At 72.1% G+C, this 13,961-nt stretch carries 14 protein-coding genes; 9 read left to right on the top strand and 5 right to left on the bottom strand.

The window, feature by feature from the left end:
* Positions 1-13: 13 nt before the first annotated feature.
* A complete protein-coding gene (locus tag ACZ3I3_RS14390) occupies positions 14-1,015 on the bottom strand; it encodes a TAXI family TRAP transporter solute-binding subunit (protein ID WP_467364928.1) in 1,002 nt (333 codons plus the stop codon).
* Positions 1,016-1,114: 99 nt separating this feature from the next.
* Here ACZ3I3_RS14390 and ACZ3I3_RS14385 point away from each other — a divergent pair, with 99 nt between their 5' ends.
* Positions 1,115-1,522: a pyrophosphohydrolase domain-containing protein gene (locus tag ACZ3I3_RS14385; protein ID WP_467364927.1), complete on the top strand. Its 408-nt coding sequence runs from the start codon at positions 1,115-1,117 to the stop codon at positions 1,520-1,522.
* Between the two features lie 67 nt (positions 1,523-1,589).
* Here ACZ3I3_RS14385 and ACZ3I3_RS14380 read toward each other — a convergent pair whose 3' ends face one another.
* Both ACZ3I3_RS14380 and ACZ3I3_RS14375 read right to left on the bottom strand, forming a co-directional pair.
* The gene (locus tag ACZ3I3_RS14380) at positions 1,590-2,813 is read right to left on the bottom strand and encodes a cation:proton antiporter (protein ID WP_467364925.1); all 1,224 of its coding nucleotides are present in this window, start codon (positions 2,811-2,813) and stop codon (positions 1,590-1,592) included.
* A 4-nt stretch (positions 2,814-2,817) separates the two neighbouring features.
* Positions 2,818-3,303: a cation:proton antiporter regulatory subunit gene (locus ACZ3I3_RS14375; RefSeq protein ID WP_355855355.1), complete on the bottom strand. Its 486-nt coding sequence runs from the start codon at positions 3,301-3,303 to the stop codon at positions 2,818-2,820.
* A 344-nt stretch (positions 3,304-3,647) separates the two neighbouring features.
* On the opposite strand from ACZ3I3_RS14375, the gene ACZ3I3_RS14370 reads away from it, so the two are divergent.
* The 4 genes from ACZ3I3_RS14370 to ACZ3I3_RS14355 all read left to right on the top strand — a co-directional run bounded on the left by ACZ3I3_RS14370 (position 3,648) and on the right by ACZ3I3_RS14355 (position 7,649).
* Positions 3,648-4,613, top strand: coding sequence for a sensor histidine kinase (locus ACZ3I3_RS14370; protein ID WP_467364922.1), 966 nt, complete (start codon positions 3,648-3,650; stop codon positions 4,611-4,613).
* Complete coding sequence (locus ACZ3I3_RS14365) at positions 4,613-5,266, top strand: response regulator (protein ID WP_467364921.1); 654 nt, start codon at positions 4,613-4,615, stop codon at positions 5,264-5,266. Before ACZ3I3_RS14370 ends, ACZ3I3_RS14365 begins: the two co-directional genes overlap by 1 nt.
* Positions 5,267-5,329: 63 nt before the next feature.
* Positions 5,330-6,853, top strand: coding sequence for a tRNA (N6-isopentenyl adenosine(37)-C2)-methylthiotransferase MiaB (gene miaB / locus ACZ3I3_RS14360; protein WP_467364919.1), 1,524 nt, complete (start codon positions 5,330-5,332; stop codon positions 6,851-6,853).
* 82 nt (positions 6,854-6,935) lie between these two features.
* Positions 6,936-7,649 (top strand): class III extradiol dioxygenase subunit B-like domain-containing protein, encoded by a 714-nt coding sequence (locus ACZ3I3_RS14355; RefSeq protein ID WP_467364917.1) that lies wholly within the window; start codon positions 6,936-6,938, stop codon positions 7,647-7,649.
* Positions 7,650-7,799: 150 nt separating this feature from the next.
* Here the strand turns inward: ACZ3I3_RS14355 and ACZ3I3_RS14350 are convergent, their stop codons facing one another.
* Positions 7,800-8,210 (bottom strand): antitoxin, encoded by a 411-nt coding sequence (locus tag ACZ3I3_RS14350; protein WP_467364915.1) that lies wholly within the window; start codon positions 8,208-8,210, stop codon positions 7,800-7,802.
* Positions 8,211-8,235: 25 nt separating this feature from the next.
* Positions 8,236-8,505 carry a hypothetical protein gene (locus ACZ3I3_RS14345; RefSeq protein WP_467364913.1) on the bottom strand — a complete coding sequence of 90 codons (270 nt, stop codon included), beginning with the start codon at positions 8,503-8,505 and terminating at the stop codon, positions 8,236-8,238.
* Between the two features lie 182 nt (positions 8,506-8,687).
* Here ACZ3I3_RS14345 and miaA point away from each other — a divergent pair, with 182 nt between their 5' ends.
* From miaA to ACZ3I3_RS14325, 4 genes are all read left to right on the top strand, one after another.
* Entirely contained in the window at positions 8,688-9,626 is a 939-nt protein-coding gene (miaA, locus tag ACZ3I3_RS14340; RefSeq protein WP_467364911.1) for a tRNA (adenosine(37)-N6)-dimethylallyltransferase MiaA, read from the top strand.
* 108 nt (positions 9,627-9,734) lie between these two features.
* Complete coding sequence (locus ACZ3I3_RS14335) at positions 9,735-10,283, top strand: hypothetical protein (protein WP_467365000.1); 549 nt, start codon at positions 9,735-9,737, stop codon at positions 10,281-10,283.
* A 128-nt stretch (positions 10,284-10,411) separates the two neighbouring features.
* On the top strand, positions 10,412-11,284 hold the full coding sequence (dapF, locus tag ACZ3I3_RS14330) for a diaminopimelate epimerase (RefSeq protein WP_467364909.1): 873 nt from the start codon (positions 10,412-10,414) through the stop codon (positions 11,282-11,284).
* Positions 11,285-11,593: 309 nt separating this feature from the next.
* Complete coding sequence (locus ACZ3I3_RS14325; protein WP_467364907.1) at positions 11,594-13,789, top strand: RelA/SpoT family protein; 2,196 nt, start codon at positions 11,594-11,596, stop codon at positions 13,787-13,789.
* Positions 13,790-13,961 lie beyond the last annotated feature (172 nt).

Genomic DNA, 13,961 nt, shown 5'->3' with positions numbered 1-13,961 from the left:
GGTCGAGGGCGGGCTACGGCTTGACGGACCGGTAGTAGCGCCGGGCCCCGTCGTGCAGCTTGAGCGGATCGGTGTAGATCGCCGTGCGGACGTCGACCAGCTGGGCGGAGTGGACGGTCGCGCCGATGCCGTCCCGGCTGTCGATCACCGTACGGGTCAGCCACTCGGTGAGCCGGGGGTCCAGGTCGTCGCGCGTGACCAGCAGGTTGGACACCGCCAGGGTGGGGACCGGGTCGCCGCGCTGGATCGTGGGGTAGGCCGACTCCGGCATCTTTGTGGCGCGGTAGTAGCGCGTGGCACCGCCCTGGTCGTGCAGCTTGGCCACGAGGCCGACGTCGATCGGCACGAAGCGGAAGGCCGACGCCGACTTCTTCGCCAGACGGCTGAGCCCGTCCGTGGGCAGTCCGCCGGACCAGAAGAACGCGTCGAGCCCGTGTCCCAGCCGTTTGGGCCCGGTGTCGATGCCGTCCGACGACGGCTTGATGTCCTTCTCCGGGTCGATGCCGGCCGCCCTGAGCACGCCGTTCGCGATCAGCCGTACGCCGGAGTTCGGCAGCCCTATGGCCACGCGCTTGCCCCGCAGGTCCGCGACGGAGCGGATGTCCGAGTCCGGCGGTACGACGAGTTGGGCGTAGTCGTCGTACAGGCGCGCGACCCCGCGCAGGCGATCGGCGCCCGTGCTGTTGTCGAGCTTGTACGTGGCCACCGCGTCGGCCGCGGCGATCGCGAAGTCGGCCTTGCCCGTCGCCACGTCCGCGACGTTCTCCTGCGAGCCGGCACTGGTCAGCAACCGCACCTTCAGATCGGGCATGTCCTTGTCGATCTCGGTGCGCAGGAGCTTGCCGTACTCGTGGTAGACCCCCGCCTGGGTGCCCGTGCTGAACCTGATCGTCCCGCTCGGAGGCTCCTCGGCCCAGGGGCGCAGCCACCACAGGAGCAGCCCGAGGACCACAAGGGCGGCGGCGCCGCCCTGAAGGGCCCGGCGCCTGCCGAGAGGGGGGAACGTCTTGGGCATGCGCGAGATCCTGCCAGCCGTGGTGCCCCGCTGACCAGGGGCGGGCTCACACGGTGGGGGGTGAGGGGAGTGTCAGTGGCGGCCACTACAGTCGGCCCCATGAGCTCCTCGCCCGCTGACCTGGTCCGTGAATTCCACCTCGCCTTCGGCCTGGACGCCCGCAGTACCCCGACGGAGGTGTCCCCGGAACTCGCCGCCCACCGCGGCGAACTCCTCGCGGAGGAGGCCGCGGAGGTCGCCGAGGTGTCGGTGACGGGCCCGCTCGACCGGCTCGCGCACGAACTCGCCGACGTGGTCTACGTGGCGTACGGCACCGCCCTCGTCCACGGCATAGACCTCGACGCGGTGCTGACCGAGATCCACCGTTCCAACATGACCAAGATCGGTCCCGACGGCTCCGTCTCCCGCCGCGAGGACGGCAAGGTGCTCAAGGGGGAGCACTACGAGGCACCGGATGTGCCGGGGGTGCTGAGGAAGCAGGGGTGGGAACCGGCCGCAGGCGCCTGAGCCGCCGCCCGCACCGACGGCGGCTCCACTGCGCCCTTCCCTGCCGTATCCCCTTCGGCGCCGCCCCTCAGTCGGCCACCTGCGCGTCCGCCTCCGTGGTGCGCGGCGCCGTCTGTGCCGTGTCCCGGCGTGGCTCGCGGCGTCGGGTCCACCAGGTCGCCACGGGCTCCGTGTAGCGCGCCGTGAGCGGGCCCAGGACGACCAGGATGAGGACGTAGGCCGTGGCCAGGGGGCCGAGGGACGGTTCGATGCCCGCCGAGACGGCCAGACCGGCGATGACGATCGAGAACTCGCCGCGGGCCACCAGCGCGCCGCCCGCACGCCAGCGGCCCTTGACGGAGATCCCCGCCCGCCGCGCCGCCCAGTAGCCGGTGGCGATCTTCGTCAGGGCGGTGACGACGGCCAGACCCAGAGCGGGCAGCAGAACGGGCGGGATGCTGGACGGGTCGGTGTGCAGGCCGAAGAAGACGAAGAAGACCGCCGCGAACAGATCACGCAAGGGGCTGAGGAGCGTGTGCGCACCCTCCGCCACCTCTCCCGACAGCGCGATGCCCACCAGGAAGGCCCCCACCGCCGCCGACACCTGGAGCTGCTGTGCCACACCCGCGACCAGGATCGTCAGACCCAGCACGACCAGCAGCAGCTTCTCCGGGTCGTCGCTGGAGACGAAGCGGGAGATCACCCTGCCGTAACGCAGGGCCAGGAACAGGACGATGCCCGCCGCGCCCAGCGCGATCGCCAGGGTCAGGCTGCCGGCCAGCAGCCCGGCTCCCGCCACCAGCGCCGTGACGATGGGCAGATACACCGCCATCGCGAGATCCTCCAGCACGAGCACGCTGAGGATCACCGGCGTCTCCCGGTTGCCGACCCGGCCCAGATCGCCGAGCACCTTCGCGATCACGCCGGACGACGAGATCCAGGTGACACCGGCGAGGACGACGGCGGCCACCGGCCCCCAGCCGAGCAGCAGCGCCACCGCCGCACCCGGCAGCGCGTTGAGCGCGCAGTCGACCAGACCGGACGGGTAGTGGGTCTTGAGGTTGGAGACCAGATCGCTCGCCGTGTACTCCAGGCCCAGCATCAACAGCAGCAGGATGACGCCGATCTCGGCGCCGGTGGCGACGAACTCCTCGCTCGCGCCCAGCGGCAGCAGACCGCCCTCGCCGAAGGCCAGACCGGCCAGCAGGTACAGCGGGATCGGCGAGAGCCGGAAACGGGCGGCGAACCGGCCGAGCAGGCCGAGGCCGAGGATGATGGAACCGAACTCGATCAGCAGAACCGCGGAGTGCACCGGCTCACTCCCGACCGAGTATCGTCGCGGCGGCGTCGACGCCCTCACGGGTACCGACGACGATCAGCGTGTCACCGCCCGCCAGCCGGAAGTCCGGCGCGGGAGAGGGAATGGCCTCGGCCCGGCGCAGCACCGCCACGACCGACGCGCCCGTCTCCGTACGCATCCGCATGTCGCCCAGCACCCGCCCGTTCCAGCGCGAGGTCGCGGCCACCTCGATCCGCTCGGCGACCAGCCCCAGGTCCGTGGTGTACAGCAGACTCGGGCTGTGGTGGGACGGCTTCAGCGCGTCGATCAGCGACCCCGCCTCCGAACTGGTCAGCCGCAGCGACTGCGCGCAGGAGTCCGGGTCGTCGGCCCGGTACACGTTCACCGTGCGCGTGCCGTCGCGGTGCGCCACCACCGACAGATGGCGGTGTTCCCGGGTCTCCAGGTCGTACTGGACCCCGATGCCCGGCAGCGGCGTCGCCCTCAGGCGCGGAGCTGACACGTTTCTTCCCCTTGTTCGTCTGGCTTTATCGGTCTGGTGAACGGTGTCGATCAACGGACGGGTCAAGTCCGCATGCTGTCATCCAGCCGTACGGTGGCGACATGGGTGTCGTCACGGATATGCGCGGCGGCCGGTCGCCGGAGAGGGTGGAGGGGGCGGTGTCGGACGCGAGGGCCGAGGACGCGCAGGCAAGGGACGCGAGGGCCGAGGACGCGAAGGCCGGGTCAGAGGCCGGGTCAGCCGGGTCAGAGGCCGGGTCAGCCGGGTCAGAGGCCGGATCAGCCGGGTCAGAGGCCGGATCAGCCGGGTCATACGCGAAGTCCGGAAGGAGCGGATCCAGGAACGTGTCGTTGTTCTGGCGGATCTTCTCGCTCAACGCGGCCGGCCTGGTCGTGGCCACGGCGTTGCTGCTCGGCCCGGTCACCGTGTCGACCCCCGTCCTGGCGGGCGAGGCGCTCGTCCTGCTCGGCGGCCTGGCGATGCTGCTCGCCGGCAACGCGCTCGTGCTGCGCTTCGGTCTCGGGCCCCTGCAACGGCTCGACCGGGCCATGGCCACCGTGGACCTGCTGCGTCCGGGCTCCCGCCCGGTGGTCGCAGGACCCGCGGAGACGGCCGGGCTGATCACGACGTACAACGCGATGCTCGACCGGCTGGAGGCCGAGCGGGCCGCGGGCGCCGCCCGGGCGCTGTCCGCACAGGAGAGCGAACGGCACCGGATCGCCAGGGAGCTCCACGACGAGGTCGGGCAGACCCTGACCGCCGTCCTCCTCCAGCTCAAGCGCGTCGCGGACCGGGCGCCCGAAGACCTGCGCGACGAGGTCGGCCAGGCGCAGGAGGCGACCCGGGCCGGCCTGGACGAGATCCGCCGGATCGCCCGGCGGCTGCGCCCCGGCGTTCTGGAGGAGCTCGGCCTCGCCAGCGCCCTGCGCTCGCTCGCCGCCGAGTTCACGACCCACGGGCTGACCGTGCGCCACCACGTCACCGGCGACCTCCCCGCCCTGAACCCGGAATCGGAACTCGTCGTCTACCGAGTGGCCCAGGAAGGCCTGACCAACACCGCCCGGCACGCCGGCGCCGACCGTGCCGAACTCCGCCTCCGGCCGGTCCCCGGCGGCGTCGAACTCCTCGTACGCGACAACGGCACGGGCCTCGGCGACGCCCCCGAGGGCTCCGGCATCACGGGTATGCGCGAACGCGCGCTGCTGATCGGGGCCGCTCTCACCCTGGAACCGGCGCCGGGCGGGGGCACCGACGTACGGCTGCGCATCCCGGTGACCTCGCGCGAACCAGCGACCGAAGGGCCCCGCTGATGTCCACACCGATCCGAGTCCTGCTCGCCGACGACCACACCCTCGTGCGCCGGGGCGTGCGTCTCATCCTGGACGGGGAGCCCGACCTGACGGTCGTGGCCGAGGCCGGGGACGGGGCCGAGGCCGTCGCGAAGGCCCGGGAAACCGCCGTCGACCTGGCCGTCCTGGACGTCGCCATGCCCCGCATGACCGGCCTCCAGGCCGCCCGCGAGCTCTCCCGCCGGCTGCCCGACCTGCACATCCTGATCCTGACGATGTACGACAACGAGGAGTACTTCTTCGAGGCGCTCAGGGCCGGAGCCAGCGGCTACGTCCTCAAGTCCGTCGCCGACCGCGACCTGGTCGAGGCCTGCCGGGCGGCCGTACGCGACGAGCCGTTCATCTACCCGGGCGCCGAGCGGACCCTCGTCCGCTCCTACCTGGAGCGGCTGCACCGCGGCGACGGCCTGCCGGAACGCGCCATCACCGAACGCGAGGAGGAGATCCTCAAGCTGGTCGCCGAGGGCCACACCTCCAAGGAGATCGGCGAACTCCTCTTCATCAGCGCCAAGACGGTCGAACGCCACCGCGCCAACCTCCTCCAGAAGCTCGGCATGCGCGACCGTCTGGAGCTGACCAGGTATGCGATCCGCGCCGGTCTCATCGAGGCCTGAGCCCGGGCCCGGGTTGTCCACAGGCGGCCGAGCCACTCCCGGCGACCGCCTACCCTTGTCCCCATGAGCAGCATCGACCGGAGCCAGTCAGTGGGCGGCACGCGCACATATGAGGTACGCACCTACGGGTGCCAGATGAACGTCCACGACTCCGAGCGATTGGCCGGTCTGCTGGAGGACGCGGGCTACGTCCGCGCCGCCGAGGGCGCCGACGAGGCCGACGTCGTCGTGTTCAACACCTGCGCCGTGCGGGAGAACGCCGACAACAAGCTGTACGGCAACCTCGGCCACCTCGCGCCGAAGAAGGCCGCCCGCCCGGGCATGCAGATCGCGGTCGGCGGCTGCCTGGCGCAGAAGGACCGCGACACCATCGTGAAGAAGGCGCCCTGGGTGGACGTCGTCTTCGGCACGCACAACATCGGCAAGCTGCCGGTCCTGCTGGAACGCGCGCGCGTGCAGGAGGAGGCGCAGGTCGAGATCGCCGAGTCGCTGGAGGCGTTCCCGTCCACGCTGCCGACGCGGCGCGAGAGCGCGTACGCGGCCTGGGTCTCCATCTCCGTCGGCTGCAACAACACCTGCACCTTCTGCATCGTCCCGGCCCTGCGCGGCAAGGAGAAGGACCGCCGCCCCGGCGACATCCTCGCCGAGATCGAGGCCCTGGTCGCCGAGGGCGTCTCCGAGATCACGCTCCTCGGGCAGAACGTCAACGCGTACGGCTCCGACATCGGCGACCGCGAGGCCTTCAGCAAGCTGCTGCGGGCCTGCGGGAAGATCGACGGCCTGGAGCGCGTCCGCTTCACCTCCCCGCACCCGCGCGACTTCACCGACGACGTCATCGCCGCCATGGCCGAGACGCCGAACGTGATGCCGCAGCTGCACATGCCGCTCCAGTCCGGCTCGGACACGGTCCTGAAGGCCATGCGCCGCTCCTACCGCCAGGAGCGCTACCTGGGGATCATCGAGAAGGTCCGCGCCGCCATCCCGCACGCCGCGATCAGCACCGACATCATCGTGGGCTTCCCCGGCGAGACCGACGAGGACTTCGAGCAGACGCTGCACGTGGTGCGCGAGGCCCGCTTCGCCCAGGCCTTCACCTTCCAGTACTCCAAGCGCCCGGGCACCCCGGCCGCCGAGATGGACGGCCAGATCCCCAAGAAGGTCGTCCAGGAGCGCTACGAGCGTCTGGTCGCCCTCCAGGAGGAGATCTCCTGGGAGGAGAACAAGAAGCAGGTCGGCCGCACGCTGGAGCTGATGGTCGCCGAGGGCGAGGGCCGCAAGGACGACAGCACCCACCGCCTGTCCGGTCGCGCCCCCGACAACCGCCTCGTCCACTTCACCAAGCCGGACCAGGAGGTCCGCCCCGGCGACGTGGTCACGGTCGAGATCACCTACGCCGCCCCGCACCACCTCCTCGCCGAGGGCCCCGTGCTGGACGTGCGCCGCACGCGCGCGGGCGACGCCTGGGAGAAGCGCAACGCCGAGAAGGCGGGCAAGCAGACCCAGCCGGCCGGCGTGCTCCTGGGCCTGCCCAAGATCGGTGTACCCGAGCCCCTCCCGGTGGCGGCGAGCGGCTGTGGCTGCGACTGAGCCGGGCCCCGGCCGGCCGCGGCCGGAGCTGACCGCGCTGGGCTTGGCAGGGCCTGTGTTCTGCTGAGTTACCCTGCCGATCATGCTTGTCGCCGCCGCTGTCTGCCCCTGCCCGCCCCTACTGGTGCCGGACGTCGCCGCGGGCGCCGCTCCGGAGCTGGACGCCACGCGGGCCGCCTGTACGGACGCGCTGGGCGTGCTCGCCGCCGCCCGGCCCGGCCGGCTCGTGGTCGTCGGGCCGGTGGAGAGTGCCGGGCCCGTGGCCTACCCGGAGGGCACACGGGGCTCGTTCCGGGGCTTCGGCGTCGATCTCGACGTACGGCTGGGACGGGTCGCGGGCGCGCCCGCGGGCCAACGGCTGCCGTACTCGCTGGCGGTGGCCGCATGGTTGCTGGAGCGGACCGCGTGGTCCGACGCCCCGGTCGAGGGACTCGGCGTGGGGGACCGGCTCGAGCCCGAGCGGTGCGGCCGGATCGGACGGGACCTCGCCTCACGGGCCGAGCGGGTAGCGCTGCTGGTGATGGGGGATGCCAGCGCGTGCCGGACGCTCAAGGCCCCGGGGTATCTGGACGAACGGGCGGCGCCCTTCGACGCGGAGGCCGCGCGCGCACTCGGCACGGCGGACATGGCCGCGCTGATGGCCCTGGACACAGGGCTGGCGCGCGAGCTGAAGGCCTCCGGCCGGGCGCCCTGGCAGGTCCTGGCGGGCGCGGCCGAGGGCGCGGACCTCGGCGGATCACTGCTGTACGAGGACGCGCCGTACGGAGTGGGGTACCTGGTGGCCAGCTGGTCGTAGACCGGCGGCAGGACGGCCACCGCAGCGGGACACGGGACACGGGACACGGGAAACGGCGGACGGCCGGGAGCCCTCGTGCTCCGCGGCCGTCCGCCGATGTGCCCTTCGGTGTGCCGATGTGTGGTCAGGACTTGGTGCGTCGATGTGCGCTCAGGAAGTGGGCGGTGGCGCGTCCCGCGGTGGTGCGTCCGGCGGCGGGGTGCCTCCGGCGTCCCGCGGAGGTGCCGTGCGGCCCGTGTCCGGCGGCGCCGTGCGGGTCGTGTCCGACGGTGCCGTACGGCCCGTGTCCGACGGCATGGTGCCGGCCGGGCCCGGCGGCGGCGTAGTGCCGCCCGTGCCCGGCCCGCTGTCGCCCTTGTGCGCGAGTCGGTCCATGGCGCCCTTGGCCTTGCCCGTGCCCGACTGGATCCTGTCGCTGTACTTGCCCTTGGTCCTCTTGTCGACGACCTGCGCGGCCTTGTCGAGGCCGTGCTGGATCTTGTCCTCGTGCCGCTGTGCGAGGTCTGAGACCTTGCCCTTGGCCGGGCCCAGTTTGGCCTTCACGTTGTCCAGGAGACCCATGGTTCACCTTCCTCGCGCGGGGCGGTCAGGTGCGGGCGCCCTCGCCGGCCTCGTTGTCGGCCGCCTTGTCGGTGGACTGCTGCTTGGGGATGTCGACGCCTTCGGTCTCCGTGACCTCGGCCGCCTCCGCCACCGGCTCGGCCGCTTCCGCTGCCCCGTCAGCCCCCTTCGCCGCCTCTTCCCCTGCCGTTTCCTCCGCCTCGGTCCCGGCCGTCGCCTGATCGGCCTGAGCCTCGGCGGCAGGAGCCGCCTCCGTGGCCTTGGACCGCCGGAGAAGTCGTGCAAAAACGCCCATATCCACTCCATACGTTACTCGTGCGGGCGAAATCCCGCGTCGCCCGGTGCGTCCGTTTGCGCGACCCGGGCCACCGCCTCTGCGATCCGGCGGCAGGAACCTCGCAACGGGCAACGACCCCGCGGCCGTGGCGTCACGTAACTCGTTCGAGAGCAGGGTTCGAGGTTTGCGAGACTGGGGCCGTGAGCAGCGCACCCCCCGCCCCCCGCGTCATCGCCGTCGTCGGACCGACTGCGGCCGGAAAGTCCGATCTGGGCGTCTTCCTGGCCCAGCGTCTCGGCGGTGAGGTCGTCAACGCCGACTCCATGCAGCTCTACCGAGGGATGGACATCGGCACCGCCAAGCTGACGCCCGAAGAGCGCGGTGGCGTACCCCACCACCTCCTGGACATCTGGGACGTGACCGTCACGGCGTCCGTCGCCGAGTACCAGCGCCTGGCCCGCGAGCGGATCGAGGCTCTGCTCGCCGAGGGCCGCTGGCCGATCCTGGTGGGCGGCTCCGGACTGTATGTGCGCGGGGCCGTCGACAACCTGGAGTTCCCCGGCACCGACCCCGAGGTCCGCGCCCGCCTGGAGGGGGAACTCACGCTGCGCGGCTCGGGCGCGCTGCACGCCCGGCTGGCCGCGGCCGACCCCGAGGCCGCGCGGGCGATCCTGCCGAGCAACGGCCGCCGGGTCGTCCGGGCCTTGGAGGTGATCGAGATCACCGGCAGGCCCTTCACCGCCAACCTCCCCGGGCACGACTCCGTGTACGACACGATCCAGATCGGTGTCGACGTGGCCCGGCCCGAGCTGGACGAGCGCATCGCGCGCCGGGTCGACCGGATGTGGGAGGCCGGCCTCGTGGACGAGGTGCGCGCACTGGAGGCGCAAGGGTTGCGCGAGGGGCGTACCGCCTCGCGTGCGCTCGGCTACCAGCAGGTGCTCGCGGCGCTCGCCGGGGAGTGCACCCTGGAGGACGCGCGGGCCGAGACCGTACGTGCCACCAAGCGCTTCGCGCGCCGTCAGGATTCATGGTTCAGGCGCGATCCCCGGGTGCACTGGTTGAGTGGGGCCGCGGCCGATCGCACGGAACTTCCGCAGCTCGCGCTGTCTTTCGTCGAACGACCGGTTACAGCCTGATCACGTCATGGCATCGGGACGCCCAGGCCGTCATCCGGGCCTGCGGTGGCGTGCCATCATCGAGCTTCGATCGACCGAGTTGAGTCCTAGTTGGGAGGGCGCGTGGCGATGGAGGCCGGCCCTCGCGACACCGCACAAGGCACCGATCACATCACCGCCGATCGGGATGGCCCCGAGCGCCGGGATGCCCCGGAGTACCGGGATGACCCGGAGCACGGAAACGGACCGGAGCAGGAGTCGGACCGTCTCAGCTCCGACGGTCCCGACGAGACGCAGGGTGTGACGGACGACGGCCCCGAGCCCGAGGAGATGTTCGCGGGCGAGGTCGAGGTCGAGCTGCGCCCGCAGCGCAGGCTGCGCATCTGGCAGCTCGCACCCATCGTGAGCCTGGCCGCGCTCGGCTCCCTGATGTTCGCGTTCCCGCTCGCCTTCGACTTCGGCGACAGCGGGGCCGTGATCGCCATGCTCGGGCTACTGATCTGCTCCTGCGCGGCCGGCTGGGGCATGATGGCCGCCCGCCGCGTCGGCTACACCCTGCCGGGCCTGCCGGCCAAGGGCTCGGGCCGCAGACCGGACTGGCGGGTCGTCCTCGGGTACGCGGTGATGGTGGCGGCGGTGGTCGTACTGGCGGTCTGGCGAGTAGCACGGCTCCGCTGAAGCGCGCCCCGTAAGGGGCGCGGGGAACTGCGCGAGACGCCACGACGCACCCGCACACCGCGACGCACGCGCATCCCCACGGCGAATCCGCACGGCCCTTCCCGCGGAGCGCCCCGTACGATCGAGGAATGAGCACGCGGATCCCCTTCCTCAAGGGCCACGGCACCGAGAACGACTTCGTGATCGTCCCGGACCCCGAGAACGCCATCGACCTGCCCCCGGCCGCCGTCGCCGTCCTGTGCGACCGCCGCGCGGGCATCGGCGGTGACGGACTGCTGCACGTGGTGCGATCCGCGGCGCATCCCGAGGCGAAGGCCATGGCGCCCGAGGCGGAGTGGTTCATGGACTACCGCAACGGCGACGGCTCGATCGCGGAGATGTGCGGCAACGGCGTGCGGGTGTTCGCGCGCTACCTCCAGCGTGCCGGACACGTCGCCGAAGGGGACCTCGCCGTCGCCACGCGCGGGGGCGTGAAGACCGTGCACATCGCCAAGGACGGCGACGTCACCGTGGGCATGGGCAAGGCGCTGCTCCCCGAGGGCGACGTCACGGTGAGCGTCGGCGAGCGCAGCTGGCCCGCGCGGAACGTCAACATGGGCAACCCACACGCGGTCGCCTTCGTGGATGACCTGTCCCACGCCGGTGACCTGCTCTCGCCGCCGCCCTTCAGCCCGGCAATCGCATATCCGGACGGCGTGAACGTCGAGTTCGTGGTCGACCGCGGCCCCGGGCACGTCGCGCTGCGCGTGCACGAGCGCGGTGCCGGCGAGACCCGCTCCTGCGGCACGGGCGCGTGCGCGGTCGCGGTGGCTGCCGCTCGCCGTGACGGTGCCGACCCGACGGCCACCGGCACCCCGGCGACGTACACCGTGGACGTGCCCGGCGGCACCCTGGTGATCACCGAGCGGCCCGACGGCGAGATCGAGATGACAGGCCCTGCGGTGATCGTGGCCGAGGGCGAGATCGACGCGGAGTGGCTGGCGACCGCCTCGCGCGCGTGAAGCGGGCGCGGCCGTCCGTCCGTCCGTCCGGAAATTACTGCCCGATGTCGGCCGCGCGACCTGAAACAGTCGTAAAGAACCGGCCACTTGGCGGGAACGAAACCGTAAGGGCCACGACGTACCGGGGTGCAAACTTCACATTCATCCCTCGAATGGGTGATCAGTTTCACGCTCGGCGAGAGGCGGTCAGCCACGCGTGGTGGGCTCGGTAGCATCAAGCACCGGCCCGGACGGGGGACCGAAGCCACCCCCTGAGCCGTGTCCGCCCTGGGGCACCCCGTCCGCCGGTCCATGCAGCCGGAGGTGCCCATGAGTGCGGAGGCCACGAATTCCGTGACCCCAGGCCCGATGCCGGGCGCGGTGTCAGGGCCGGTGACGCCGACAGCCCCGCGCAGAAAGTCCCGCCCCCGGATCGACCTGCGCCGCCTCGGCCGCGCCGCGCTGCTCGGCCCCGCCGCCCGCGGCCGGCTGCCCGACGCCATCAGCCACGTCGTCGACGCGCACCGCGCGCACCACCCCGACGCGGACCTCGAACCCCTGCGCCGCGCCTACGTCCTGGCCGAGTCCTCGCACCGCGGCCAGATGCGCAAGAGCGGCGAGCCGTACATCACGCACCCGCTCGCCGTGACCCTGATCCTCGCCGAACTCGGCGCCGAGACCACGACATTGACCGCGTCCCTGCTCCACGACACCGTCGAGGACACGGACGTCACGCTCGACCAGGTCGGCGAGCAGTTCGGCGAGGAGGTCCGCTACCTCGTCGACGGCGTCACCAAACTGGAGAAGGTCGACTACGGCGCCGCAGCCGAGCCCGAGACCTTCCGCAAGATGCTCGTCGCCACCGGCAACGACGTCCGCGTCATGTCGATCAAACTCGCCGACCGGCTGCACAACATGCGCACCCTCGGCGTCATGCGCCCCGAGAAGCAGGAGCGCATCGCCAAGGTGACACGTGACGTGCTGATCCCGCTCGCCGAACGGCTCGGCGTCCAGGCACTCAAGACCGAACTGGAAGACCTCGTCTTCGCGATCCTGCGCCCCGAGGAGTACGCGCACACCCGGGAGTTGATCGTCCGCAACTCCGACCGCGCGGACGACCCGCTCGCCGAGGTCGCCGACGAGGTGCGCACCGTGCTGCGCGAGGCGGACATCCCGGCGGAAGTCCTCATCCGGCCCCGCCACTTCGTCTCCGTGCACCGGGTCTCCCGTAAACGCGGCCGGCTCCGCGGCTCCGACTTCGGCCGCCTGCTGGTGCTGGTCAACGAGGACGCCGACTGCTACGGCGTCCTGGGCGAACTCCACACCTGCATGACGCCGGTCGTTTCGGAGTTCAAGGACTTCATCGCCGTACCGAAGTTCAACCTGTACCAGTCGCTGCACACGGCCGTCGCCCGCGAGGACGGCCAGGTCGTCGAAGTCCTCATCCGCACGCACCAGATGCACAAGGTCGCCGAGGCCGGTGTCGTCGCGCTCGGCAACCCGTACGCACCGGCCCCCGACGACCCGGTCGACGGCGAGCGCGTCGACCCCACGCGCCCCGGCTGGCTCTCCCGGCTCCTCGACTGGCAGGAGGCGGCACCTGACCCGGACCACTTCTGGTCGACCCTGCGCGAGGACCTCGCCCAGGACCGCGAGATCACCGTCTTCCGGCCCGACGGCGGCACGATCGGCCTGCCCGAGGGGGCGACCTGTGTGGACGCCGCGTATGCGCAGTACGGCGAGGACGCGCACGCGTGCATCGGCGCCCGCGTCAACGGCCGTCTGGCGACGCTGAGCACCGTCCTGAAGGACGGCGACACCGTCCAGCTCCTCATGGGCCAGGACCCGGCGTCCGAGCCCTCCCGGGAGTGGCTGGAGCACGCGCACACGCCCGCGGCCCGGATCGCCATCCAGCGCTGGCTGGCCGCCCACCCCGCGCAGGCCGAGGCCCAGCAGACCGAGGCCCGGGAGGAGCGGCAGGCCGAGGAGCGCGCCGCGGCTGTCCGGCCCGCGACCGCCGACGCGCCGGATCCGGCCGGGTCGGCTCCCGAGCAGGCGGCCGTACGCCATGCCGGCGGCAACGTCCTCACCGACCGGCCCGGTGCGGCCGTCCGGCTCGCCGGCTGCTGCACGCCCGTACGACCCGACGAGATCACCGGCTTCGCCGTACGCGGGGGAGCGGTGACCGTCCATCGCGTCGAGTGCCCGGCGGTGGCGCGTATGAAGGACGCGGGGCGCGCGGAGGTGGGCGTGCGCTGGGGTGAGGCCACCGAGTGCCGGGTCACGCTGGTCGCCGAATCGTTCGTCCGTCCCCATCTGCTCGCGGACCTCACGGAGGCCATGGCCCTCGAAGGCGCCGAGATCGTCTCCGCGACCGTCGAACCCCCGACCCAGCAGCAGGTCCGGCACACATACACGGTGCAGCTCCCGGACGCGGCCCACCTGCCCGCCCTCATGCGCGCGATGCGCAACGTGGCCGGGGTCTACGACGTCACCCGCGCCCAGCCGCAGACGCAGGGCGGCTGAGCCCGCACGGCGCCGGGCACCGGATACGGGTCGGCAGCCCGCCTGGGGCGTCGGCCACCGATTACGGGGCCGGCTGAGCCCGAGTGGGCGTCGGCTACCGGCTTCGGGGCTGGCCGAGACCGACTGGGCGTCGGTTACCGGTTACGGAGCCGGCTTAGCCCGTTTCTGGGGC

It is taken from the genome of Streptomyces sp. NPDC016851, from assembly GCF_055562795.1.
This window is presented reverse-complemented; position numbering and strand designations above follow the sequence as displayed.